This is a genomic window from Burkholderia sp. FW306-1C-G01B, from assembly GCF_058781685.1.
This window is the reverse complement of record NZ_JBYSWZ010000009.1, coordinates 39,432-64,543: the sequence shown is the minus strand read 5'-3', so window position 1 is coordinate 64,543 and position 25,112 is coordinate 39,432. Positions and strand designations below refer to the sequence as shown.

The 25,112-nt window shown below is 68.2% G+C and carries 22 protein-coding genes and 1 pseudogene; 11 read left to right on the top strand and 12 right to left on the bottom strand.

The features are described 5' to 3' along the window. Positions 1–154 precede the first annotated feature (154 nt). From AC3WLY_RS19085 to AC3WLY_RS19075, 3 genes are all read left to right on the top strand, one after another. Complete coding sequence (locus AC3WLY_RS19085; protein WP_414856273.1) at positions 155–955, top strand: enoyl-CoA hydratase-related protein; 801 nt, start codon at positions 155–157, stop codon at positions 953–955. Between the two features lie 127 nt (positions 956–1,082). Next, on the top strand, positions 1,083–1,754 hold the full coding sequence (locus AC3WLY_RS19080) for a MarC family protein (protein WP_034180232.1): 672 nt from the start codon (positions 1,083–1,085) through the stop codon (positions 1,752–1,754). A gap of 192 nt (positions 1,755–1,946) precedes the next feature. Then, entirely contained in the window at positions 1,947–2,927 is a 981-nt protein-coding gene (locus AC3WLY_RS19075; protein ID WP_425132589.1) for an aldo/keto reductase, read from the top strand. A gap of 42 nt (positions 2,928–2,969) precedes the next feature. Here AC3WLY_RS19075 and AC3WLY_RS19070 read toward each other — a convergent pair whose 3' ends face one another. From AC3WLY_RS19070 to AC3WLY_RS19055, 4 genes are all read right to left on the bottom strand, one after another. Beyond that, a complete protein-coding gene (locus tag AC3WLY_RS19070; RefSeq protein WP_492309813.1) occupies positions 2,970–3,836 on the bottom strand; it encodes a CPBP family intramembrane glutamic endopeptidase in 867 nt (288 codons plus the stop codon). A gap of 89 nt (positions 3,837–3,925) precedes the next feature. Beyond that, the gene (locus AC3WLY_RS19065) at positions 3,926–4,582 is read right to left on the bottom strand and encodes a VC0807 family protein (RefSeq protein ID WP_072439081.1); all 657 of its coding nucleotides are present in this window, start codon (positions 4,580–4,582) and stop codon (positions 3,926–3,928) included. 473 nt (positions 4,583–5,055) lie between these two features. Next, positions 5,056–6,120 carry a zinc-binding dehydrogenase gene (locus tag AC3WLY_RS19060; RefSeq protein ID WP_310137905.1) on the bottom strand — a complete coding sequence of 355 codons (1,065 nt, stop codon included), beginning with the start codon at positions 6,118–6,120 and terminating at the stop codon, positions 5,056–5,058. 348 nt (positions 6,121–6,468) lie between these two features. Continuing rightward, positions 6,469–7,209, bottom strand: coding sequence for a GNAT family N-acetyltransferase (locus AC3WLY_RS19055; RefSeq protein WP_492309812.1), 741 nt, complete (start codon positions 7,207–7,209; stop codon positions 6,469–6,471). Between the two features lie 245 nt (positions 7,210–7,454). Here AC3WLY_RS19055 and AC3WLY_RS19050 point away from each other — a divergent pair. Continuing rightward, positions 7,455–7,746: pseudogene (locus AC3WLY_RS19050) on the top strand (MFS transporter); the annotation flags it as partial. A gap of 47 nt (positions 7,747–7,793) precedes the next feature. After that, the gene (locus tag AC3WLY_RS19045) at positions 7,794–8,279 is read left to right on the top strand and encodes a DUF3331 domain-containing protein (protein WP_175959231.1); all 486 of its coding nucleotides are present in this window, start codon (positions 7,794–7,796) and stop codon (positions 8,277–8,279) included. A 24-nt stretch (positions 8,280–8,303) separates the two neighbouring features. Here the strand turns inward: AC3WLY_RS19045 and AC3WLY_RS19040 are convergent, their stop codons facing one another. Beyond that, complete coding sequence (locus AC3WLY_RS19040) at positions 8,304–9,506, bottom strand: GNAT family N-acetyltransferase (protein WP_492309811.1); 1,203 nt, start codon at positions 9,504–9,506, stop codon at positions 8,304–8,306. Positions 9,507–9,659: 153 nt separating this feature from the next. Between AC3WLY_RS19040 and pdxR the strand changes: the two genes are divergently transcribed. Together pdxR and AC3WLY_RS19030 are read left to right on the top strand one after the other, a co-directional pair. Beyond that, positions 9,660–11,132, top strand: coding sequence for a MocR-like pyridoxine biosynthesis transcription factor PdxR (pdxR, locus tag AC3WLY_RS19035; protein ID WP_492309810.1), 1,473 nt, complete (start codon positions 9,660–9,662; stop codon positions 11,130–11,132). Between the two features lie 215 nt (positions 11,133–11,347). Continuing rightward, positions 11,348–12,907, top strand: a complete 1,560-nt coding sequence (locus AC3WLY_RS19030) for a trypsin-like peptidase domain-containing protein (RefSeq protein WP_492309835.1) — start codon at positions 11,348–11,350, stop codon at positions 12,905–12,907. 576 nt (positions 12,908–13,483) lie between these two features. On the opposite strand, the gene AC3WLY_RS19025 is transcribed toward AC3WLY_RS19030, so the two are convergent. Further along, a complete protein-coding gene (locus AC3WLY_RS19025) occupies positions 13,484–14,137 on the bottom strand; it encodes an inclusion body family protein (RefSeq protein ID WP_208457403.1) in 654 nt (217 codons plus the stop codon). Positions 14,138–14,833: 696 nt separating this feature from the next. Between AC3WLY_RS19025 and AC3WLY_RS19020 the strand changes: the two genes are divergently transcribed. The 3 genes from AC3WLY_RS19020 (at position 14,834) to AC3WLY_RS19010 (ending at position 17,875) form a co-directional block, all read left to right on the top strand. Beyond that, on the top strand, positions 14,834–15,421 hold the full coding sequence (locus tag AC3WLY_RS19020) for an inclusion body family protein (RefSeq protein ID WP_175959228.1): 588 nt from the start codon (positions 14,834–14,836) through the stop codon (positions 15,419–15,421). Between the two features lie 564 nt (positions 15,422–15,985). Then, positions 15,986–17,197, top strand: coding sequence for an MFS transporter (locus AC3WLY_RS19015; protein ID WP_175963495.1), 1,212 nt, complete (start codon positions 15,986–15,988; stop codon positions 17,195–17,197). Between the two features lie 132 nt (positions 17,198–17,329). Beyond that, positions 17,330–17,875: a DUF4303 domain-containing protein gene (locus AC3WLY_RS19010; RefSeq protein WP_492309834.1), complete on the top strand. Its 546-nt coding sequence runs from the start codon at positions 17,330–17,332 to the stop codon at positions 17,873–17,875. A 102-nt stretch (positions 17,876–17,977) separates the two neighbouring features. On the opposite strand, the gene AC3WLY_RS19005 is transcribed toward AC3WLY_RS19010, so the two are convergent. From AC3WLY_RS19005 to cobA, 6 genes are all read right to left on the bottom strand, one after another. Next, entirely contained in the window at positions 17,978–18,676 is a 699-nt protein-coding gene (locus AC3WLY_RS19005) for a fumarylacetoacetate hydrolase family protein (RefSeq protein WP_072438717.1), read from the bottom strand. Between the two features lie 126 nt (positions 18,677–18,802). Then, on the bottom strand, positions 18,803–19,744 hold the full coding sequence (locus AC3WLY_RS19000) for a helix-turn-helix transcriptional regulator (protein ID WP_310137660.1): 942 nt from the start codon (positions 19,742–19,744) through the stop codon (positions 18,803–18,805). Between the two features lie 92 nt (positions 19,745–19,836). Beyond that, a complete protein-coding gene (locus AC3WLY_RS18995) occupies positions 19,837–20,436 on the bottom strand; it encodes a uracil-DNA glycosylase family protein (protein ID WP_310137661.1) in 600 nt (199 codons plus the stop codon). 126 nt (positions 20,437–20,562) lie between these two features. Then, positions 20,563–21,615 carry an ABC transporter substrate-binding protein gene (locus AC3WLY_RS18990; protein ID WP_310137662.1) on the bottom strand — a complete coding sequence of 351 codons (1,053 nt, stop codon included), beginning with the start codon at positions 21,613–21,615 and terminating at the stop codon, positions 20,563–20,565. A 5-nt stretch (positions 21,616–21,620) separates the two neighbouring features. Beyond that, entirely contained in the window at positions 21,621–22,217 is a 597-nt protein-coding gene (locus AC3WLY_RS18985) for an ANTAR domain-containing response regulator (protein WP_175963501.1), read from the bottom strand. A 165-nt stretch (positions 22,218–22,382) separates the two neighbouring features. Beyond that, positions 22,383–23,144, bottom strand: a complete 762-nt coding sequence (cobA, locus tag AC3WLY_RS18980; protein WP_492309809.1) for a uroporphyrinogen-III C-methyltransferase — start codon at positions 23,142–23,144, stop codon at positions 22,383–22,385. Positions 23,145–23,786: 642 nt separating this feature from the next. Between cobA and AC3WLY_RS18975 the strand changes: the two genes are divergently transcribed. Next, positions 23,787–25,112 carry an MFS transporter gene (locus AC3WLY_RS18975; RefSeq protein ID WP_175963503.1) on the top strand — a complete coding sequence of 442 codons (1,326 nt, stop codon included), beginning with the start codon at positions 23,787–23,789 and terminating at the stop codon, positions 25,110–25,112.

Genomic DNA, 25,112 nt, shown 5'->3' with positions numbered 1-25,112 from the left:
GGCGTCGCGCGTCGCTTGTTTGGCTCGGCCAAACGGCGCTCCTTGCTTCTTGCACTGCGACCGGCAAGGCACGTTCGCAAGCCCGTTATTAGCGTGAACAGGCCCTAGCCGCCTGATTCCGATGTTTGCCGTTCTACCCGAGGAAACCTGTTCGATGGATGGATTGAAGACCCTGGCCGTCGCGGTCGATGCGCGCGGCATTGCGACCGTGGCGCTGCAGCGCGGCGACGTGCTCAACGCATTCGACGAGACGATGATCGCCGAGCTGACCGACGCATTCACGGCGCTCGGCCGGCGTGACGACGTGCGCGCGATCGTGCTGCGCTCGGACGGCCGCGCATTCTGCGCGGGCGCCGACCTGCAATGGATGCAGCGCGCAAGCGCGAACGATGCGGCAGCGAACCTGCGCGACGCGCAGCGGTTCGCGGCGATGATGCGCGCGATCCGGCAATGCCCGAAGCCGACGGTGGCACGCGTGCAGGGGCACGCGTTCGGCGGCGGCGTGGGCCTGTGCGCGGCCTGCGACATCGTGATCGCGAGCGACCATGCGCGCTTTTCGGTGAGCGAGGCGCGTTTCGGAATCCTGCCGGCCGTGATCGGCCCGTATCTGGTCGAGGCGGTCGGCCAGCGCCAGGCGCGCCGGCTCGCGCTGACCGCGACGCAGCTCGCCGCCGGCGAAGCCGTCGCGATCGGCCTGATCCACCAGGCCGTGCCGCTCGATGCGCTCGACGAAGCGCTCGAACGGACGCTCGCCGAACTCGCTCGCAACGGCCCGAACGCGCTGATGGAAATCAAGCGCTTCTTCGACGCGATCGGCGAGTATCCGCCGTCGGACGAGCGCGCGGCGTTCACCGCGCAGACGATCTCCCGCGTGCGGGCGACGCCGGAGGCGAAGGAGGGTTTCGCCGCGTTCTTCGCGAAGCGGCCGCCGGCATGGGAAGCGGGCGCCGAGTAAGGAAAAGACGCGACGATCGGCGGCTAAGCGCGCCCGGCCGCATTTTGCGTCTCGGGCGCGGGCGCTTGCTCTACAATGCGTGACCCCCGGCGCGCTGCCGGCCCAGCCCCGACCGATTCTTCGCCCGATGATCGTCAACCGCCTTATCTCCGAGATCCTGTTCGGCTTCACCGGCCTGATCGGCATCATCAATCCGATCGGCATCGCGTTCCTGTTTCTCGAGCGGACCGAGGCGCTCACCGAGCACGAGCGCGACCTGCTCGCGAGGAAGGTGGCGTTCAACGCGTTCATCGTGCTGATGGTCGCGTTCTTCGCCGGCACGCCCGTGCTGCATTTCTTCGGGATCTCGATGGAGGCGCTGCGGATCGGCGGCGGCCTGGCGGTCGCCGTGGCGGGCTGGCAGATGCTGAACGAGCCCGACGTGCCGGGCGGCGGCGACACGCCGGTCAAGCCGATCGATGCGAACGCGATCATGACGCGCGCATTCTTCCCGCTGACCGTGCCGCTGACGGTCGGTCCCGGCTCGATCTCGACCGCGATCGCGCTGAACGCGAACCGCACGCACAAGCTGTCCGAGTTCATGCTGTCGAGCATCGTATCGATTGCCGTGTCCGTGCTCGTCGCCGTGGTGATCTGGCAAACCTACAGCCGCGCCGCGCTGCTGTCGCGCTACCTCGGCACCGAAGGCACCAAGGTCGCGATGCGCGTGTCGGCGTTCCTGCTGCTGTGCATCGGCGTGCAGATCATGTTGACCGGCTTCTCCGCGTTCCTGCAGCCGATCGCCGACCAGGTCAAGTAACCCGCCCGTCCTTTTCCGCGTTGCGACCGTGCACCCGATGCGCGCGGCGTGCCGGCGTGCGCGTCATACGCGTTTGCGCGGCGCGGGATAACATGCCACGTCTGGCGGATGCGCGGCGCACCGTTCGCGCCCTTCGCGCCGAACGGCGGCGCGCATCCGGCCGCAAGCTCAACTTCAATGACGAGGTGTGCGATGGAATACGTGAAATTCGGATCGACCGGGCTGGAAGTATCGAAACTGGTGCTGGGCTGCATGACGTTCGGCGAGCCGTCGCGCGGCACGCATCCGTGGACGCTGCCGGAAGCGGAAAGCCGCCCGATCATCCAGCGGGCGGTCGAAGCCGGCATCAACTTCTTCGATACCGCGAACATGTATTCGGACGGCACGTCGGAGGAGATCGTCGGCCGCGCGCTGCGCGATTTCACGAAGCGCGACGATATCGTGATCGCGACCAAGGTGTTCTACCGGATGCGGCCGGGGCCGAACGGCGCGGGCCTGTCGCGCAAGGCGATCATGACCGACATCGACCAGAGCCTGAAGCGGCTCGGCACCGATTACGTCGACCTCTACCAGATTCATCGCTGGGATGACGGCACGCCGATCGAGGAGACGCTCGAGGCGCTGCACGACGTCGTGAAGGCCGGCAAGGCGCGCTATATCGGCGCATCGTCGATGTTCGCGTGGCAGTTCGCGAAGGCGCTGTACACGTCGAAGCAGAACGGCTGGACCCGCTTCGTCAGCATGCAGAACCACCTTAACCTGCTGTATCGCGAGGAAGAGCGGGAAATGCTGCCGCTGTGCGAAGCCGAGGGCATCGCGGTGATTCCGTGGAGCCCGCTCGCACGCGGCCGGCTGACGCGCAACTGGGACGAATCGTCGGACCGGCAGCAGAAGGACGAGGTCGGCCAGCGGCTGTACGACGCGACGGCCGATGCGGACAAGGCGGTCGTCGACGCCGTCGCGGCGATCGCCGCCGCGCGCAACGTGCCGCGCGCGCAGGTCGCGCTCGCATGGGTCGCGCAAAAGCGCGGCGTCACCGCGCCGATCGTCGGCATCTCGAAGCCGCAGCAACTGGACGATGCGCTCGGCGCGCTCGAGTTGAAACTGACCGACGACGAGATCGCCACGCTCGAAGGCCCGTACGTGCCGCATGCGATCGCCGGGTTCAACTGAAACTGAGCGCGGTATCTCGCCGGGCGGTGCCGTGCGCCGGGGTCAGCGGGCGGCGTCGAGCATCGGGTAGGTGAACAGCCCGAAGTGGACGACGTTCAGCCCCGCATGCGCGAGCGCGGAGGCGAGCAGTCCGCCGCGCCGCCACGCGAGGCCGTAGCCGACGCCGGCCGCCGTGCCGAGCACGATCCATTGCCAGCCGCCGGCCGCGTGCGCGGCGCCGAACAGCACCGCGCCGATCGCGAGCGCGGCCCACGGGCCCCATGTGAACGCGTGGAGCGCGCGCGTCAGCCCGCCTTGCACGTAGCCGCGGAACAGCGCTTCTTCGGCGAGCGTCACGAGCAGCAGGTTGTTCACGAGCCACAGCCAGCCCGATGCCGGCCATTTGGGCGCCCAGCCGACCATCCCGAACGCGAGCGCGCCGGCCAGGCATGCGGCCGCCGTCGCGACGGCCGCCACCGCGCCCGTGCGCAGCGCTCGCGACAGCGCGATGTCGGGTGCGACCCATGGCAGCACCCACAGCAGCCACAGGCCGACCAGCGGCTTGTCGAGATTCAGGTACATCGTGAACGGCACGGCGTCCGGCGTGAAGCGCGTCGGGGCGATCACGAGCGGATTGTGGAAACCGGGGATCAGGTGCAGGCTCAGCGCGATCGCGAGCGCGGCAAACACCGCGTGCGCGGCGATCCGCACCGCGAGCGGGCGTGCGGGCGACACGCCCCATGCGGCCGCGGCCAGCAGCGCTAGCGGCGCCAGCGCGATCGGCTCGAGCTTGCCGAACGCCAGCGCGCCGGCATAGCCGAGCACGGCCAGAATGAGGCTCAGGCCGTGCTGCGGGCGATGCCACACGAGTGCGGCGGCCGCGAACAGGGCGAGCCAGATCGTGGCGCACGGAAGGAGCGAAAGGGACATGACAGGAAACGCATAGGTCGGACAAGACGCCGCGCATCATACAGCAGGCGCGGCGACATGCCGCCGGGCCGGCGCCGGCCGGTCGGCCGTCAGCGGCCGGCGACCTCGGTGACGCCGTCGCGGGTCGGGATGTCGACGCTGTTGCGCACGCGCATCCGCCGCCGGTACCAGAACGTCCACATCAGCAGGCAGCCGAACACGGTGTAGCCCATGATCGGCGACACGACCAGCACGCGCTCGACGGGCCAGGTCACGACCATCCAGCAGCGCAGCAGCATCTCCAGCGTCATGAAGGCGCCCCATACGAAGGTCATCCGGCGGAGCATCTGCCGTAGCCCCGGCTGTGCGGCCCAGACCGATTCGAAGTGCGCGGCGCCGCCGGCCATTTCCCGCGCGACGGTGGCGCGGGCGAGATAGAAGATCAGCGGACGTTCGCGGAACAGGGACAGCAGGAACACGATGCCGATCGTGCCCGACGCGAGCGATTCGCGCATCAGCAGCGTGCGCGGGCTGCCGCCGAACGCCATTCCGGCGATCGACAGCGCGATGCCGAGCAGCACGACGGCCGCCACCGCGTCGACGCGGCGCGAGCGGACGAATTCGACGATCGACCAGATGATCGGCGGAACCGCCGACGCGTACAGCGCACCGGTTTCGCCGAAATACGGATGCGCGACCCGGTACGCAACCCAGGGCAGCAGCAGGTTGACGAAGAGTTCGAGAATCAGGCCGGCTCGCGGTTTCACGGTACGCAATTCCACGCAGGTTGGGGCGAACGCGCGACGGGCGTGGTTGCCCGCGGTTGCCCCGAAAAGGGTTCGGTCCAGTATATCGAAGAATCGCGCCGGGCTGCGGTGTCGCAACGGCCGTTTGCGGCCTGCGCGTTTTTCATGCATTGGCCGCGGCCGGCTGCGTGATCCGGGAAGCCGGATCGCGCCGTGCAGCGGAGGATCGCGTCGCGCCACGTTTCTGTCGACACCGGGGCGCTTGTTCGGCGGGGGCGCATTGCGGCTAATGGTTTGGATTGCGAATGCTTTTAATCTTCGTATCCGAACGGAAAGCGGCACGAGGCCCGCTTCGGATGACGAAAGCAGGGAACAGGGCGCTGGAGGGGAATTGTCGGCAATCGGATGCGTCGCCCGGGCGCGTGGCGATGCTTTCGCGTGGAACAACGGCACGCGTGCCGCGGCACGAATCGTTGCCGCGGCCGCATGCGCCGTCAGGCGACGGCGGGTTGGACGATGATCTTCACGTTCCGGTCCTTGTGGTTGACCAGTTCCTCGAAGCCGTGCGCGACGATGTCGCCGAGCGCGATGCGTCCGGTGATGAGCGGCTGCACGTCGATGCGGCCGTCCGCGATGAAGCGGATCACGTCCGCGAATTCGCCGTTGTACGCGAGCGAGCCGATCACTTCCTTCTCGGTCGACACGATGTCGAAGAAGTTGAACGACGTCGGCTCCTCGAAGATGCCGACCATCACCGACTTGCCGGCCTTGCGGATCACGTCGATCGCCAGCTTCGCGGTGGCCGTGTGCCCGATGCACTCGAACGACACGTCGGCGCCGTAGCCGCCCGTCAGCGCCTTGACTTCCGCGATCGCGTCGGACGTCTTCGGATCGATGACGATGCTCGCGCCGACCTCCAGCGCCTTCTGCTTGCGCGCGGCCGACATTTCGAGCGCGATCACGCGCCCGGCGCCCGCGGCCTTCGCACACATGATCGTGCACAGGCCGATCGTGCCCGCACCGACCACGACGACGGTCTGCCCGACGATGCTGCCGGCCTTCTTCACCGCGTGCAGCCCGACCGCGAGCGGTTCGATCAGCGCGCCGGCTTCGGTCGGGAAGTTGTCGGGCAGTTTGTACAGCAGCTCGGCCGGCACGTTCACGTATTCGGCGAACGCGCCGTTGTTCATCAGCCCGGTAAACGCGAGGTTTTCGCAGATGTTGTACAGCCCGTGCCTGCAATACCAGCATGTGCCGCAATGCTGGCACGCGTCGGCCGTCACGCGGTCGCCGACCGCGAAGCCCGTCACGCCCGCGCCGAGTTCGGCGATCTCGCCGCTGAACTCGTGGCCGAGGATGCACTGGCCCTTCAGGCCCGTCAGCGGATGCGGCGCGTCGACCGGGATGAACACGGGGCCGGCGACGTATTCGTGCAGGTCGGAGCCGCAGATGCCGCACCAGTGCACGCGAATCGTGACCCAGCCTGCCGGCGGGCGCTCCGGAACGGGAACCTCTTCGACGCGGATGTCGTGGCGGCCGCGCCAGACGGCGGCTTTCATGCTGCGGGCGGTAGTCGGTGCCGGTGTACTCACGTTGCTGTCTCCGTCAGGTTGTCGTCGGGCGTGAGGCGTCGCTGCCGGTGCGCCCGTCGCGCGATTGCGCGATCGAACGGTATGCAGGAACGGGGCCAGCGTGAATCGGTGTGGTGCGGGGTGGTCGGCGAGAGTTGGAAGTTTGCGACGCACCATTGCGCTACACGTTTGCAGGAAGCGATATGACGGGAGTCATGCGTGAAGTTTGCTGCGATTGCGAAGTCGCGGGCCGGGTGAGACGCCGGGACGTTCGTCTCAGCGAAATGAGACGGATCGCGAGACGAACGGGGGTGGCTGGCGTGGGGCGAAGCGCGCTCAGGCGATGACTTCGTCCACCGCGACCGGTGCGAGCGGCGTGAATCCGGCGGCACGGTACAGCGGCTGACCGGCCTCGGTCGACACGAGCCATACACGCCGCGCACCGCGCTGCCGCGCATGCGCGACGATCGCGGCGAGCAGTTGCATGGCGAGGCCACGGCGCCGGTATGCGTCCGCCGTCCCGACCCGGTCGACGACGATATCGCGCGCCGACGCGAAGCCGTAGCGCGCGGTGGCCGCGATTTGCCCGTCCAACCGGTGCGCGAACAGGAACGCGGCCGGATTCCGCTGGAACGGCGGGAATGACGCGCTCGCATTGAACGCCGCGATGTCGTCCGGCGTGTGACAGGCGAGTGCTTCCGCGAGTGCGTCGTCGCTGGACAGCGTGCCGATATCGGCGGCCATGAAATGCTCGTCCGACAGCCGGCGCGTCCTGCCTTGCAGCGCAAGCGGCAACGGCGCGGCGCCATAGCGCGTGATCCATGCGCCGACGGCGAACGGGCCGTCGCTGCGCGCGGGCGCACCCTCGATCATGAAATGCTCGAAAGGCCGGCCCATGCCGGCGTCGAACCGCACGACCTGGCCGTCCGGGCTGTCGAGGACCGGCGCGTCGCGGCGGTCGCGCGCGGCGCAGTACCCGGCGATGAAGGTGCGCACGGCGGCCCTGCGGTGGGAGAAGGTCGACCAGACCGAGTCGAGCGGAAGCGTGGCGTCGGGAGCGGGCGAGGCGGTCGGCATGCGTATGTGCGCATCATTGTCGGGCGAAGCCGACAGCTTAGATCAGGATGCCGTCGCTGTCGCGCCGGTCCATTACAGCGATCGGCGAAACGCATCGTTGCGCAACTTTCCCTTTACTTGAAGTGAACTTCAATTTGTATCATGTGCGCCAGTCCGATCGCGGCCGCGTGAGACATCCCGTTGCGCGCGGCGGCCCCAACGGAGGTGGAGATGACCGAATCGCCCGTCGCGGCCAACGCCGCCACGCTGTCGGTGCGCGGCTCAGCGCGGCGATCGTCGCTTCACGCGTGATCGGCAACCTGACGGCCGGCTGGCTGCTGTCGCGCGCCGGGCTCCGCACCGTCGCCGTCGCTGGCGCCGCTCGGCATCGGCTGGGTCGTGCAGGGCAACTATCTGGGACAGGTGATCGGGCCGCTGGCGATCGGCGCGATCGTCGGCGCGTCCGGCTGGTCGGGCGGCATCGGGCTGATGCTCGCGGCCGCCGTCGCCGGTGCGGCGATCGGCCTGTCGCTGTTGCGCGAACCGATGGGCCGGCGCAGAGCGCGGCACCGGTGCCGTTCAACCCGCACGTCAATCCGTCAAGCATGCCGAACACCATGGAAAGCCTGATCTGCGAAGAAGACCTGTCGTGCGATGCGCCGTCGTTCGGCGAACGCGATGCGATGCCACTGCACGGCGGCGGCGTCGCGCATCCGCTCGTGACGAGCGGCCGCGCGCCGGTTCGGGAGCACGCCGCGGCCGCGGTGTCGCCGTTGCGCCCGCAACTGTTCGTCACGGTGCTGGAGGCCGGCGACGACGGGTTGCTGATTCGCTGGGTCGAGAGCGGCCGTTGCCATTACGGCGAGCAGCGCTGGCGCCTGCGCGTCGCGTTGCAGCCCGGCCGCTGTGCGATCTCGGGGCGGCCGATCGAGCCCGGCGAGCCGGTGTTCCGGCCGGTGCGGCGGCCCGTGCCCGCGAATGGCGACGAGATGATCTGCCCGGCATCGGTGTCGGGCGCGGCCGGCGCGGCGCGGGCGGACGTTGCGCCCGAGGACGACACGACGCGGGATCCGGCCGACGTTCTCGACTGAACGCCGGCTGGCCGCTGCGCCGCGTTACTTCTTCAGATCGTGCCGGTACTGGATGAACCCGGCATTGTTCGCGAGCCTGTCGTACAGCGCGCGCGCGGTCGTGTTGGTTTCATGCGTGAGCCAGTACACGCGGCTCGCGCCGGCTTCGCGGGCGCGTTCGTACACGGCCTCGATCAGCGCGCCGCCAGCGCCTTGCCCGCGTGCGTCGGGCGCCGTGTACAGGTCCTGCAGGTAGCAGTATGGCCCTTCGGTCCAGCACGAACGGTGGTAGATCGAATGCACGATCCCGACCAGCGCACCCGATGCGTCGAATGCGCCGAGCGCGAACATCGGCTCGGCGGGATCCATCAGGCGCGCCCACGTCGTCGCGAACACGGCATCGCTCAGCGCGGTGTCGTAGAACTTCTGATAACCCTGCCACAGCGGGCGCCACGCAGCTTCGTCGGCGGCGACGAGCGGGCGCACCGTGACGCGCGTCGCGTCGTTCGCGCGGGCGGCTGCGTCGCGCGCGTTCGCCTGCGCGTGGCGGATCGCGGTGAGCGACTGGCGCTGCTCGCCGTGTGCGTCGAAGTTCTCCGGCGCGAGCCACGCGTCGAACGCGGCGCGCACGGCCGGCCATTCGCCGTCGACGATCGAATACCACGCGGTGTCGCGACTGCGGCCCTTGTAGACGATCGCCTGCCGGAACGTGCCTTCGTAGCGGAAGCCGAGCCGCGCGGCCGCCTTGCGCGACGGCGCGTTCAGGTCGTCGCACTTCCATTCGTAGCGCCGGTAGCCAAGCGTGTCGAACGCGTACTTCATCAGCAGGTACTGCGCTTCGGTGGACACGGGCGTGCGCTTGAGCCGCGGCGAGAACGTGACGGAGCCGACCTCGATCACGCCGTTGGCCGGATCGATGCGCATCAGCGCGAGCGTGCCGACCGCGCGGCCCGTGGCAACGTCGATCACCGTGTAGTGCAGCGGATCGGCGCTCGCCTGCGCGCCGCGCGCGTAGTCGCGGTAGCCCGACTCGTCGGCGTACGGCCCGTGCGCGAGATAGGTCCAGTCGCTGCCGTCGGGCGCCTGCGCATAGGCGGCATACAGATCGGCCGCGTGGCGCTCGGCGTCGAGCGGTTCGAGCCGGCAGTAGCGGCCCTCGAGCGCGATGCGCTCGGGGCGCGGGCGCGCGGACCAGTCGGGAACGGGGTGGCCGATGGGTTGCTGGAAGGCGTTGGTGAGCGTGGACAAGGTCGATCTCGCGTCGGTTGGCGGCCGGCGACATGCCGGCATGCAGACGATCGTAGTCGCAGCGAGGTACCATGAAAAGCGCCACAGACCGGCAAATTTATGGTGCCACGGTCCGGGCGCCGTGTTCCGACACTTTCACGCTGCGATGTTCCGATGACGACTGCCTTTCCTTCCGGCGACTCTCCGTTGCTGCCGCTCGACGCGCCGCTGGCGCGCACGCCGGGCGCGCCCTCGCTGCAGCGCCAGTTGCTGCGCCGCGTGCGCGACGCGATTCTCGGCGGCGCGATGCCCGCCGGCACGCGGCTGCCCGGCACGCGCGCGCTGGCCGAGACGCTCGGCGTGTCGCGCAACACGACGGCCGCCGTCTACGAGCAGCTCGTCGCCGAAGGCTTCCTGCAGTCCGACCGCCGCGGCACGCGCGTCGTCGGGCTGTCGCGGCCGGCGCCGCCGCGCCGGCGTGCCGCGCCGCCGGCCGTCGCGCAGCGGCTCGGCCGGATTCGCCCGAGCCTTGTCGGTAGCGGCGAATCGGAGGGTTTTCGGCCGGGCGTGCCCGCGCTGTCGCATTTCCCGGTGGATGCGTGGCGGCACGCGATCGACCGCGCGCTGCGCCGTGCCGCCCGCGACCTGCTTGCCTATGGCGATCCGCTCGGCGAACGCGAGCTGCGCGAATCGATCGCGCGCCACCTGGCCGTGACGCGCGGCGTGCGCTGCGATCCCGAGCAGATCGTGATCACCGAAGGCGCGCAGGGCGCGATTGCACTGTGTGCGCAGTTGCTGACGAACCCGGGCGAGACGGTGTGGGTCGAGGAGCCCGGCTATCGCGGCGCGCGCACCGCGATGCAGGCGGCCGATCTCGACGTCGTGCCGATGCCGGTCGACGCGGAAGGGCTGCGCGCGGAAGAGCACGACTGGCACGAGCGGACGCCGCGCCTCGTCTATACGACGCCGTCGAACCAGTTCCCGACCGGCGCCGTGCTGTCGATCTCGCGGCGGCTCGCGCTGATCGATGCCGCGCGCCGGCATCGCGCGTGGATCATCGAGGACGACTACGACAGCGAATTCCGTCACACCGGCGAGCCGATCGGCGCGATGCACGGGCTCGCGCCCGATTCGCCCGTGGTCTATCTCGGCTCGTTCAGCAAGACGATGTTTCCGGCGTTGCGGATCGGCTTTCTGGTGCTGCCCGAGGCGCTGCTGGCCGCCGTGCGGACGGTGCTGCCGGAGATGCTGCGCGGCGGGACTCGCCACGTGCAGCTCGCGCTGGCCGATTTCATCGAGACAGGCGAGTATGGCCGCCATCTCGGCCGGATGCGCCGGCTGTATCGCGACCGGCGGCGGTTGCTGCTCGCCGCGCTCGACGGCAGCCTGGGCGTGCCGCACCAGGTCGAGGGCGGGCCGTGCGGATTGCATCTCGCGCTGCGGCTGCCGGCGCGCTACCGCGACCGCGCGATCGTCGACGCGGCGCGCGCGCATGGCATCGGCCCGTTTCCGCTGTCGGGTTTTTCGATTCATGCGGAGTCGGCGGCCAACGGGCTCGTGCTCGGCTTCGGCAATACGTCGGCCGATGCATTCCAGCCGATGTTGCGGACGTTGTCGGCGATCGCGGAGCGGGTCGGCGGAGGTTGAACGGTCGCCGGACTTGTGCGGATTGACGAATCGCGCACTTTGTTCGAAACGAACGCCGTCGCGGCTCCGCGGCCGCCGCGCCACCTCGCATGCGGGTTTCGATTCGTATGTTCGAACAGGCTGCTTGGACTATAAATGGATGCGTGTACCGGTGCTTGTCGGGTGCCTGCGCGTCTCGCGCAAGGCGGCGCCGCGACTGCCGGGGGAGGTGCACCGTGGTTCGCCAGACGCTTGCTCGCGCCGTGCTTCGCACCGCGTTGATCGGGGGCGTATTTGCCGGTTTTTTGCTACCGCCGCCAGCCGCCATTGCGGGGACGCCCGCACCGCCCGTCAAACCTGCCATGAAGGAAAGGCCGGCCGCCGCGTCTTACGCGATGCCGGTCGATTTTCCGGCCATCGTCGATCGTTACGGACCCGCGGTCGTGACGATCATGACCGCGCTCGATCAGCAAACCGGCGGGCCGTCCTTCGCGATCCTCGATACCGACGATCCGCTCGCCGCGTTCTTCCGGCGCGGCGCGCCGCCGCCCGCGCAGGGCGTGCCGGCGCCGCCCGACACGGTGCTGCGTGCGGTGTCGGGCAGCGGCTCCGGCTTCATCGTCAGCGCCGACGGCCTGATCCTGACGTCCGCGCATGTGGTCGACGATGCGACCGACGTGACGGTGCGGCTCACCGACCGCCGCGAATTCAAGGCGACGGTGCTGGCCGTCGATCCGCAAAGCGACGTCGCCGTGTTGCGTGTCAATGCAACGAAGCTCCCGTTCGTGCGCCTCGGCGATTCGGCGAAGGTGCGTGCGGGTGAACCGGTGATGACGATCGGCGCGCCGGACGGATCGGGCAACACGGTCACGGCCGGCATCGTCAGCGCGACGTCGCACCGGCTGCCGGACGGCAGTGCGTTTCCGTTCTTCGAAACCGATATCGCGCCGAATCCCGACAACTCGGGCGGCCCCGTGTTCAATCGCGCGGGCGACGTGATCGGCATCGCGGTGCAGGTTTATACGGGCGCCGACCGCTACGCGAGCATGACGTTTGCGATCCCGATCGCGTTCGCGGTAAAGGTGCGTGCGCAGCTACAGACGCAGATGCAGGCGCAACAGGCGCAGGCGCAGGAGCCGGCGCAGGGCGCGCCGTCAGTCAACGCGTTCGGCGTCGATGTGCAGGATGTCGGCATCGGGCTGGCCGCGGCGTTCGGGCTGCCGCGTCCGGCGGGCGCGCTCGTCAACGGCGTCGCGCCCGGTTCGCCGGCCGCCGCGGCCGGCGTGAAGCCCGGCGACGTGATCGTGAAGCTGGGCGACAAGCCGATCGGCCGCTCGGCCGAACTGAACGACCTGGCCGCCGCGCTGTCACCCGGCGAGAAGGCGTCGCTGCGGGTGATTCGCAAGCGTGCGCCGGTGATGCTGACGATCACGGGCGCCGACGACGCGGCCGGCAGCGCGGGCACGACAGTCGGCATGGTTGCGCCGAAGGCCGCTGCACGGCCGGGGGCGGCGGCGGGGACGGGCGAGGGCGGCGATCGTCTCGGGCTGACGATGCATGCGCTGAGCGACGACGAGCGCCGCTCGACGGGGCTCGCGGTCGGGATGATGGTGGACGCGGTGCACGGCCCGGCAGCGAGGGCGGGCATCCAGCCGGGCGATGTCGTGCTCGAGATCAACGACACGCTGCTCGAGACGCCGGACGATGTGCAGTCGCTTGAAGCGAACGGCAGCGTGATCGCGCTGCTGATCCAGCGCAACAACGCGCGGAAGTTCGTGTCGGTGCGTGTGCGTTAGGGGCGTTGACGTGGCTGGCGTCGTGCGCCTGCCGTCGTCCGGTATCGCCGGCAGTCGGCCAGGCATTCAGGAGCGATCACGCATGAAAGCGGCATTCTTCATCGTAGTCGTACACAGGCGCAGGGTCCGGTAGCGGCACCGCGCGGGCACCTATGCGCCCGCAGACTTGTTCGGGGGCTTTTTGGGGGGGGCTTCGTGGAATTCAGTGGATGTCGCTTGACGACCCACTGGAGTCGTTTAGACCGTGCCGGATAAGTGGCCGCTTTCACGCTGCTGCGGCCATTGGCCCGGTACGTTGGCCCAAGCGCCTTGCCTTCCACCGGTGCGCAAAATTCTACACGCCAATAAAAAACTCGCAGGTGAGCGATCAGAACAGACGTTCGAGATTTTCCTTCGACCAAATCTTGCCGGCTAAGGCCAAATAAAATTCCGCTCGCCTCGTCAGAGCCGCAGCATCAGAGGTGGCCATTGCCGACATTCGCTCAACGGCGTTGGGGGGCGCTATATGCTGCTGAACGACCATCTATTACTCATTTGTAATTGGGTAGATAGAACGGTCAGGCTAATTCGTCGCAATTATTCAGCCTCAGTCGAACGCGGCCGCTCGACGGCAATAGTGAGATCGCACCGGTAATAGCCGAAAATTTCCTGATTCTGCCCATCGTCCGACAGCGAATAAAGCGCGAAGGCAAGATCGAGGCGCTCGACGCCGTGGGCCGCGATTTTCGACTCGAAGCTCGAGAAATTGACCTCCTTTTTCATGGCCGGCAAACCATTTTGATTTGGCGAATCGGGATCGGGCTGAACCCCAGCCATTCTCTTCACATAATACGGCTTGAATCGATTAAATACCGGACCTCGCGCAACAGGATGCACGCCATATACGATCACGGCATCGTCCGCATTGTTATAAATCGACACGCCAGTCATGGAAACGACGTCGCCGATTTTTGCCTTGAACTTCAGCTCGCCGATGTCGCCCCGCGAGCCAGCACCGATCATGAACAGGTGCTTGGGGTTCACGGATGTTGGCGCTAACCTATCCGGATTCGGTCCGTAAGTTTCTTTGATGCGTTCCGTATCCACGACCACCAGCACATGGATTATCCGCGCTTTCGCATGCACGACAACGTCGACTTCCATGACGAATTCTTCATTCCCGTTGAATGATGGGGCGCGACTTGGCGACAAACGAAGGCGCCGTGTCGCGGCAATCTCATCCTGATCCATTGCCTTTCGCCATGAAGGAGCCGGGTATTTTCGGCGTAATGACGCCAGCGAAAGGCACTTGACGAGACTTGAACGGAGATCAAGGATCCTTGTTTTTGCCTCCTTCCGCAAGTGTTGATTTGTTGCTCTCGGGCATCGGACGTGGAACGCGGCAGCTCTCGCCCTCAAGCACGACGCGATCCCGATAAGCGTTATCCGGATTAGCGCGTGCTGCGTTTCGACCGGTGCCGGCCAGACGGCGAGATCCTCCATCCGTATGCGGGCCGCGAAGATGGCGAAGCGTGGTCCGTGCTCCTATTTCAGGCGAGCCACTTCGGCACGCAGTCGCGCCGGCTCTATTCTCTATGGTGGAACGTCCTTTTGGTTTTTTGGCGTGCGACCACACCTTTCCAAGATTGTTTTCCGATTTCTTGAAAAACTCAAAAACCTATTTACTTTGTCAGGTGCGTGACCAAAAAAATAAGGGAGGCATGGGGTCAACGAAGATCAAAAACATCCTCATTGGCCGCCCAATTTTCCCGCCGTGTAATCACGTGTAATTGATTTGGCAAGGTGTCCGGCCCAATCTTAAGTCTCGATATGCACAGGTCCGCGAGACCTTCCGGCCGAAGGGCCGACGGACCGGTGTCTATCGAGGTGGTTGATAGTGCATCACCAAGCGGTCTCCCAAATATTCACGAGAATGGAGAATTTACCATGAGCGAAATTGACCTGAAAGCAAGCTCCCAGGCAATCGACATACTGGTGGTCATCGACACCGAGTATGTAAAAAACTACTGGAACAAGAGTACTCCTGCACGGACGCCGAGCCAGAAATGGCAAGAACCAACCGGTCTGGACCATATTAATAAGTTCATGATTTGCACGGGTTCGCGGGGCATTATCAGCGGACAGGGCACGGGCGACCTGCACTTCAGGGCGAACGTCAAGGATTCGGTAAGATTCAACGGCACGTCGGTTTACGGTAACGCCGACGACGCCGTGATCGTCTACCAAATCAAGCCAATCCTGATACCCGGCGTCAGCATCAACGTATTCAATAAGTTCATCGTTAACGACTACACGTTGACAGGCGCGGCGCAGCCGAACTCCAAGTCGGAGTGGGATAACGGCTTGCCAGCCCTGCACGTCCCGGAAGACTTCCAGACGTTCGAAGCGACCGTCGCGCAGAGCGGCACCGAATTCTTCGGCTTGAGCTTCGCTCTTTACACGCTCGCAGACGACGGCCAGCGCCAGGATCTGTACGGCTATTTCTGGTGGGATCCGCACATCACCGTCGCCTAAGCGGCCGAAACAGGGGGCGGCCGCAGTCGTACAAAAAATAAGAAGACCGACGAATAGGCCTTTGGGGGACCGAAGCGGGTCCCCAAAAGGCTTCGGGCGCCCGCGCCTTGTACTCGTTCCATAGCAGGTCAATTGTTACGTTCTTCTTGCTTTGTTCGCAATGCACCAACGGCGATTTCGGGATTGAGGACCCAACGTGTGACACCGGCACCGGCAGAGACGGGCGGCCATCGAGTAGCTGCATCGCAACGCCGTGCCGTCGAGCGCGACGAAGCTGCAGTGCTCGCATGGAAGCAAAAGACGTGGCCGATACTCAAAAAAATGTGCAGCCTAATCGACGCCACTACGTGAACATGGGCAGTGGCCGATGGTGCGATGAACAAGATCTTGGACGGAACGTCCCTTAACTGAGTGAAGAGGACCTTTTAACGTCCGCGTGAGCGCGCGGTCGGACGGCCGAAACTGGCCGAACGCAGACGGTCTTTCTCGCGCTCCCCGGAAATCCGCTAAGAACTTTTTTTGCATTGCGCACGCCCAAGCGGCGAGTGCGCGGAGGGCATTCGCTTGCAACCGAACCTGCCGATCGATTCCGCTGCGGCGTCGCCGCGACACGCGACGCTGATCCTGCTGTGCGCGTTCTCGGTGCTGCCGCTGAGCCTGTTCCTGCCGTCGCTGCCGGCGATCGCGCGCGACCTGCGCGCCGACTATGCGCTCGTCGCGCTGTCGCTTGGTGGATACGCGGCGGTGGCGGCATCGCTCGAGTTCGTGATGGGGCCGCTGTCGGACCGGTTCGGGCGAAGGCCGATCGTGCTGACGAGCGTCGGCGTGTTCGCGCTCGGCTCGCTCGGCTGTGCGATGGCGACCGATATCCGCGTGTTTCTCGCGTGCCGGCTGATGCAGGCGGCGATCACGTCGGTCTATCCGGTGTCGATGGCGACGATCCGCGACACCGGCGGCGGCAGCCGTGCGGCGAGCCGGATCGGCTATGCGGCGATGGCGGCCGCGTTCGCGCCGATGCTCGGCCCGACGCTCGGCGGCGTACTCGATCAGACGGTGGGCTGGCGCGAGAGCTTCTGGTTGCTCGGCGCGGCCGGCATCGCGCTGTTCGGCTGGTGCGCGTTCGATCTCGTCGAGACGCACACGAACCGGTCGTCGAGTCTCGGGCGGCAGCTTCGCACGTATCCGGCGCTGCTCCGCGCCCGCCGTTTCTGGGCCTATGCGCTTTGCATGGCGTTTTCGACGGGCTCGTTCTACGCGTTCCTGGCCGGCGCGCCGCTCGCCGCGAAAACGCTGTTCGGCATCGCGCCGGCGGAGATCGGTTTCTACATGGGGACGATCACCGCCGGTTTCGTGTGCGGCAGCTTTCTGGCCGCGCGTTTCGCGCGCCACTACGCGCTGGCGACGACGATCCTGTGCGGTCGTGTCGTCGCGTGCGCGGGGCCGTTGATCGGCCTCGCGCTGGTGTTCGGCGGCGCGACGCATGCGATCGCGTGGTTCGGGCCATGCGTGCTGGTAGGCATCGGCAACGGGCTGACCAATCCCGGCGCGCATGCCGGTGCCGTGTCGGTGCGCCCGGACCTGGCGGGCAGCGCGTCGGGGCTGGCCGGTGCGATGACGATCGCCGGCGGCGCCGCGCTGTCGTCGCTGACGGGCGCGGTGCTGACCGCCGGCAACGCGGGCTATGCGCCGCTCGCGATGATGCTGCTGTCGGCGGCGATCGCGCTGGCGGCCGCCGTCTGCGTGCGCGTGTTCGACGCGCGGGACGCCGGGCGGTGAACGAGGGTGCGGCCCGCTACCGTGCCGCGCGCGATTGGCGGACAATTCATCGAACGCCGGGAGACGACGAACCATCCGCGAGCCGTATTCCCCGACGCGCGAAGGGCGACTGGGCGACTGGGCGAGGATGCGATGATCGACTTTTCTGATTTCCAGCGGGAAATTGCCGACGCCGCGAGGGCGACGTTCAAGGCGCTGCGGGCGTTGCACCCGGATGAGCATTTCTACGCGTTCGCGCTTTATACGGACAGCGGTGCGATGACGGTGGTGCCGGCGGCCAATTCGGTCGAAGGGCTGAGCCGGGTCCGCGCGCAACAGGCGGTCGCGGACGACGATCCGGATCCGCAGTACGTGTGGGGCTTTTCCGAGTGGGCGTACGCGGCGGCGGAAGCGTCGCCGTTCAACGTGATCTGCGGCAAGCTGGCCGACGAAGTGCTGAGCCCGACGTTTGTGCGGTCGAGGTTCGCGGAGTTCTCCCGGCAACTCCACGCCGACATGATCGAGGCGTTGCGGCTGCTCGATCGCGACGGCCTGTTCGGCACGGGTGAAGCAAGGGAATCCATCACGCTGTTCGTATCGATCAGCGACGACGACGCAGCCGAGGCACTGGAAAACGAATCGGCGAAAGCGCTGAATCCGCCGGCCGTCGCCGACAAATTTCTGCGCCGCTACGACTGAGCAACCGGAATGCCGTCGCGGCCGGCCAGAGCCGCAACGCGCAACGCGCAACGCACGGCGAGCGCCGCATCCGCCCGCGTGCGCGCGTGACTCTTTGATCCGTTACGGCTTCGCGCCGACGACGAACTCGAACGCCGCGACGCCGTCGACGCCGCCCGTCACGCGGTCGCCCGGCTGCAGCGCGCCGACGCCGGCCGGCGTGCCGGTGAAGATCAGGTCGCCGGCCTTCAGTTCGACCGAGCGCGACACATATGCGATGACGTCGGGCACGGCCCAGATCATGTCGGCCAGATCGCCTTGCTGGCGCGTTTCTCCGTTGACCGCGAGCCAGATGCGGCCGGCGGCCGGGTGGCCGGTGGCCGTCGCCGCGCGCAGCGCGGTCACGGGGCCCGACGCGTCGAAGCCCTTCGCCCAGTCCCACGGACGGCTCAGCTTCTTCGCTTCGGCCTGCAGGTCGCGGCGCGTGAGGTCGACGCCGACGCCGTAGCCCCACACGTGCGACAGCGCGTCGGCCGGGTCGATCGACCGGCCGTCCTTGCCGATCGCGACGACCAGTTCGATTTCGTGATGGAGGTCGCTCGTCAGCGGCGGATACGGGACGGTGCCGCTTGCCGGGACGATCGCGTCGGCCGGCTTCGTGAAGAAGAACGGCGGCTCGCGGTCGGGATCGGCGCCCATTTCGCGTGCGTGGTCGGCGTAGTTGCGGCCGACGCAGAATACGCGGCGCACCGGAAAGCGCGCGGAAGACTGTTCGACTTCGACGGAAGGACGCTCGGAAGCGTCGATGACATAGGCGGACATCGGATGGCCTCGTTCGGTGGGTAGACGGATGCCGGCGCCCGTGCGGCGCACGGGCCGGCATGCGTGCAACGATACCCGACGCGCGTGCGGCCGGATGCGACGCAACTGCGTTTTACCGGGACAAAACTACGCGTCGTCGGCGGCGGGTGCGTCGTCGCCGTCCGGCAACGCGGCGTTCGCGTCGCGATACGCCTTCGGCGACACGCCGACCCGCGCGCGGAAGCGCCGCGCGAAATACCCTTCGTCGCGGAAGCCGACCGAGCGCGCGATGTCCGCGATGCGCCGGCTCGTATGGGCCAGCAGCGATTGCGCGAGCGCGATCCGGCGCTCGGTCACGAGATCGGTGAACGTGCTGCCGGTTTCCTTGCGGACCAGGTGCGCGAGGTAGTTCGGCGACAGGAACGCGGCCTCGGCGGTCGCGGCGAGCGTCAGGTCCTCGCGGGTCAGGTTCGCGCGCACGTGCCGCAGCACGCGCGCGAGCGCGTCGCGCCGGCCCGCGCGCTGGGCGCCGCGCTGCGCGAGCTTGTCGAGCGCGCCCGCGTACTGCGTGCAGACGAGCCCGATCAGCTGCAGCAGGTAGCCGCGCAGCAGCGTGGTCGAGCCGAAGGTGCGCACGCGATCGGTGTCGAGCATGCACAGCGCGAGGCGGCGCGCTTCGTCGTACGTGTCGCCGGTCAGGATGAAGTCGAGATGCTCCTGGAAGCGGAACGGCGTCAGCTCGGGAAAGCGGTGCGCGGGCACGTCCTCGAGATCGAGCGGATCGACGTCGAGATCGGCGCGCAGGAACGCCTGGCTGAAGTTGATCACGATGAAGTGCGCGCCTTCCGGATGCGGGATCAGGTGCTCGCGATGCGGCAGCACGAACGCGAGCGCGCCGCGCGGAAACGGCCGCGTGACGCCGCCGATCCGCTGCTCGGTGTCGCCGCCGAGGTTGAACTGGATCTGGAAATACGCGTGCCGGTGCGGCTCGGTGATCGCCTGGCGCGACGCCTGGTCGCGGATGTAGAAATCGAGCCGGTCGCTGCGTTCGGGCATCCCGTACAGGCGCGGCGGGGCGGTGGATGGCATTAAGGATTCTGCGGTTCGTGACGCGGTTGAGCCGCGATGGTACAGCGAACCGGGCGCGACGGGGATGGGCGCGGATGTGCTGGGCCGCGCGATCAACCCGCAACCAGCGGCGCGACCCGGCGCCGCAGCTCGGGCACGACGTCGGCGTCGAACCACGGGTGGTGCTTGAACCACGCCTGGTTGCGCGGCGACGGATGCGGCAGCGGCAGCACGCCGGGGCCGTAGTCGCGCCAGGCGTGTACGGTGTCGGTCAGCGTGGCCTTGCGCGTATCGCGCAGGAAATGCCGCTGCGCGTACTGGCCGATCAGCAGCGTCAGCCGGACCGACGGCAACTCGGCAACCAGCCGGTCGATCCACAGTTGCGCGCATTCGGGGCGCGGCGGGTTGTCGCCGCTCGCGCCGCGGCCCGGGTAGCAGAAACCCATCGGCACGATCGCGAAGCGCGTCTCGTCGTAGAAGGTATCGGCATCGACGTCGAGCCAGCCGCGCAGCCGCTTGCCGCTCGCGTCGTCCCACGGGATGCCGCTTGCATGGACACGCGCGCCCGGCGCCTGCCCGACGATCAGGATCCGCGCGTCGCGCTGCGCGCGCACGACCGGCCGCGGGCCGAGCGGCAGCTCGGCTTCGCATGCGCGGCACGCGCGGATTTCGGTGAGCAGCACGTCGAGCGGCGCGCGCGTTCGTTTCGGCATCGATTCGGATCGGGGACGGAGTGGCAAGGCGGTGTCGTTCGTGCGGCGCTGCCGGAAGCCGCCGGGTGACCCGGATCGGCGTGGCGCGGCCCTGGGGCGCGCGCCAACTGCATCATGCGACCCGTATCACGCCCGCGACGGGCCCGCTGCGCCGCCTTCGGCGACCGCAGCATCATACAACGCGCTCTGCGCGATCGCCGCGGCGATCTCCACATCGTCGCGCGGGCCGTCGAGCATGCCCCAGCGCCGGTATTGGGCCAGGAACCACCGGCCGTCGAGCGGATCGGGCCGGTTCACGGCGCCGCCGTCGTGGAAGCGGATCGGCAGCGGCGGCTCCGCGAACGGCCCCGCGCCGTAGTCGCCGAGCAGGCGCGGTGCGATCAGCCGGGCCGGCACGCCGATCGCGTCGGGCGACGCGAGCCAGTCGGCCGCCTCGACCCGGTGCGCGGCGCTGTCGAGCCACGCGCACGCGTCGATCAGCGTGCGGATCAGCGCGCGTGCGGTTGCCGGATACAGCGAGACGAAGTCGCGTCGGGCCGCGAGCACCTTCTCCGGATGATCGGGCCAGATCTCGCTCGTGACCGCGACGGTGCGGCCTGCGTGGCACGCTTCGGCGACCGCATGCCACGGCTCGCCCGCGCAGAAGCCGTCGAGCTCGCCGTTCGCGAGCGCGGCGACCATCTCGGGCGGCGGGATCACGACGCTGCGCACGTCGCGCAGCGGATCGACGCCGTGCGATGCGAGCCAGTGGTTCAGCCACATCGCGTGCGTGCCGGTCGGGAACGTCTGCGCGAGCAGCGGCTTGCGGCCGAGCGTCGCGAGCGCGTCGCGCACGCTGCCGCTCTCGCGGTACGCGTCGGCGAGGCCGCGCGAGAACGAGATGGCCTGGCCGTTGCGGTTCAGCACCATCAGCGCGGCCATGTCCGCCTGCGGGCCGCCGATGCCGAGCTGCAGCCCGCAGACGAGCCCGTACAGCGCATGCGCGGCGTCGAGCTCGCCGCTCAGCAGCTTGTCGCGCACGGCGGCCCACGACGGCTGGCGGTTCAGTTCGAGCGTCAGGCCATGCGGCGCACCGAGGTTCAGGCGCTGCGCGACGATCAGCGGGGCCGCATCGCTGAGCGCGACGAACCCGAGGCGAAGATGTGCGCGTTCCGGCGCGGCGGGAGGCGAAGTATTCATGGCGGTCATGACTGGGGTGACGCGTCGAGCAATTGCCGCGCGACGTCGACGATGCGCAGGCCCTGATCCATCGCGCGCTTGCGCAGCGCTGCATACGCATCGTGCTCGGACAGCCTGCGCTGGTCCATCAGCACGCGTTTCGCGCGGTCGATCAGCTTGCGCTCCGCGAGTTCGCGCTCGACGTCGGCGAGCCGGCGGCGCAGCGCATCGTCGTGCGAGAAGCGCGCGAGCGCGACTTCGAGAATCGGCGCGAGGCGCTCGGCCGACAATCCTTCGACGAGATACGCGCTGACGCCCGCGCCGACCGCCGCGCGGATCAGCGCCTGGTCGCCGTCGTGGCTGAACATCAGCACGGGGCGCGGCGCGGTCGCGTTCATTACCGCGAGCTGCTCGAGCGTGTCGCGCGACGGCGAATCGGTATCGATGATCACGACGTCGGGGCGCTGCTCTTCGACGGCCGCCGGCAGGCGCGCGGGCGTCGCGACGTCGTTCAGCATCTCGTAGCCGAGGCGCGCGAGCGCGTCGCCGAGCTCGCCGATCGGCTTGTCGGTGTCGGTGACGAGCAGCACGCGCAGGCGGGTGGGCAGGGCGGACGCACTCATGAGGCGAGCGGCAGCGGCGGAAGGTCGGCGCGACGCGCGAACGGCATGTGACGGCCGAGTCGGGACGCGGTTCCGATACCGCGCGTGCGCGACCGGCGGCCGGCGCGAACGCGGCCAATGGATTCGAAAGAGATGGGCGGCCGGCGCCGCGTGATGCAGCGCATGCTACGCAGCCCGGGCCAGCGCCGCGTCGCGCGCGGCATCCTCGTGCTGCACGGCCGCCTCGCCGATCGCGCCGCCGACGAGGATCACCGCCGGGCTGCCGAGCCGCGCTGCGTCGATGCCGCGCGCAAGGCCGCCGAGCGTGCCGGTCCAGCGGCGTTCGTCGGGCGTGCCGGCCCATTGCACGGCCGCGGCCGGCGTCGACGCCGGCAACGCGGCGAGCAGGCCCGCCGCAATGCTGTCGACGCGGCTCATCCCCATGTAGATCGCGAGCGTGGTGCCGGTCGCCGCGAGTCGCGACCAGTCGGGTTCGCCGTGATCCTGGCGGTGCGCGGTGACGAACGTGACACCCTGGCAGTGCTCGCGGTGCGTGAGCGAGATGCCGAGGCTCGCGGCGGCCGCGAATCCCGACGAGATGCCGTTGACGATCTCCACGGGAATCGCGGCGGCGCGCAGCGTCGCGAGCTCTTCGCCGGCCCGCCCGAACAGCAGCACGTCGCCGCCCTTCACGCGCACCACGTGCGCGCCGCGCAGCGCGTAGCGGCGCATCAGCTGCTCGATGAACGCCTGCGGCGTGGAGCGGCAGCCGCCGCGCTTGCCGACGCGGATCACGCGCGCCTGCGGTGCGAGTTCGGCGATGCCGGGCGCGACGAGGTCGTCGAGCAGCAGCACGTCGGCGGCGGCCAGTGCTTTCACGGCCTTCAGCGTGAGGAGATCGAGGTCGCCGGGGCCGGCGCCCAGCAAGGTGACTTTGCCTGTCGTCATGTCGTGTTCCAGTGCCGCGTGCGTGCGGCCGTCGATAGCGCGTTGTCTGCGCGGCGGCGGCGGGCGGTAGAAACATACCGGCATCCGGCCGTGCCGCGCACGGGAGGGACGCCGTTGTCCTGACGGGCCCGCCGTGATCGACGGGCATGGTTTTGCGGGAACTGCCCACCGGCGCCGTTGCCGGTGTGATGCATGAGCTTCAGCAATATCCGGGCCAACCGGCGCGATGCGCGGCGGGAGCGCGGCGCGACGGCCGCGTGCATGAATGCGCACGCAGCGGCGGAGAGACGCGATGCCGCGTCGGCGTGCATCGTGCCCCGTCAGTGCGCACCGCAATGTCGCACGGCGACAGTGCTGCAGCGCACCACATCTGTGCCTTGCTGCTTCACGACGCATCGTGCGCCGCGTGCCGGAGCGCGGCGCATGCTGGCCGGCGAGCCTTGCGCGGCGGGGCCGCCGGCGCGATTCGGGCCGACATGGCACGGCGTTTGCGTAAGCTGGTTCGGACGCGTCAATGGCGATTCGTCCGCAGTACCGAATACATACGCGCCCGGCAACGGGCTTCATGGGCAACGGCGTCCTACGCATCGGGTCTCGACGAGACCGGGTGCGCAGGACGCCGTTTTTCGTTTGGCGGATGACATGACCGACAAAGCTACCCGTATCGATCTCTTCAGCCTCCGCACCGCGCCGATGCGCGCGTTCCACCTGACGTGGATGGCGTTTTTCGTGTGCTTCTTCGCGTGGTTCGCATGCGCGCCGCTGATGCCGCTCATCGCACGCGAATTTCATCTGACGGCGGCACAGGTCGCCAACATCAACATCGCCGCGGTGGCCGCGACGATCGCCGTGCGGCTGCTCGTCGGCCCGCTGTGCGACCGCTTCGGCCCGCGCCGCATCTATGCCGGCCTGCTGCTGCTCGGCGCGATGCCCGTGTTCGCCGTGTCGTTCACGCATGACTACTGGTCGTTCCTGATCTGCCGGCTCGGCATCGGCGCGATCGGCGCGGGCTTCGTGATCACGCAGTACCACACGTCGGTGATGTTCGCGCCGAACGTGGTCGGCACCGCGAACGCGACGACGGCCGGCTGGGGCAATGCGGGCGCGGGCGCGACGCAGGCGCTGATGCCGCTGCTGGTCGCCGCCGGCCTGATGCTCGGCTTCGGCGAAGGCTCGTCGTGGCGCATCGCGCTGGTCGTGCCGGGCGTTGCGATGCTCGTGATGGCCTGGGCGTACTGGCGCTTCACGCAGGATTGCCCGCAAGGCGACTTCGTCGCGCTGCGCAAGGAAGGCGTGACGATCGACAGCGGCAAGAAGGGCGGCTGGGCGAGCTTCGTCGCCGCGTGCGGCAACTATCGCGTGTGGATGCTGTTCGTCACATACGGTGCGTGCTTCGGCGTCGAGGTGTTCATCCACAACATCGCCGCGCTGTACTACGTCGACCACTTCAGCCTGTCGCTGAAGGATGCGGGCCTCGCGGCCGGCATGTTCGGGCTGCTCGCGCTGTTCGCCCGCGCGCTCGGCGGCTGGCTGTCCGACAAGATCGCCGCGCGCCGCAGCCTCGACGTGCGTGCGACGCTGCTGTGTGCGCTGATCATCGGCGAAGGGCTCGGGCTGATCTGGTTCTCGCATGCGCAAAGCGTCGGCATCGCACTCGTCGCGATGCTGACCTTCGGCCTCTTCACGCACATGGCCTGCGGCGCGACCTACGCGCTGGTGCCGTTCATCGACCGCAAGGCGCTCGGCGGCGTCGCGGGGATCGTCGGCGCGGGCGGCAACGTCGGCGCAGTCGCCGCGAGCTTCCTGCTGAAGGGCGTCGGCGACGTGCAGCACACGCTGAGCCTGCTGGGCCTGGCCGTCACCGCGACCGCGCTGTGCGCGATGGCCGTGCGCTTCAGCGAAGAACACAAGGCACGCGAGGCCGAGCTGCGCGACCGCGCGCTGGCCGCGGGCAGCGTCGCGAACTGA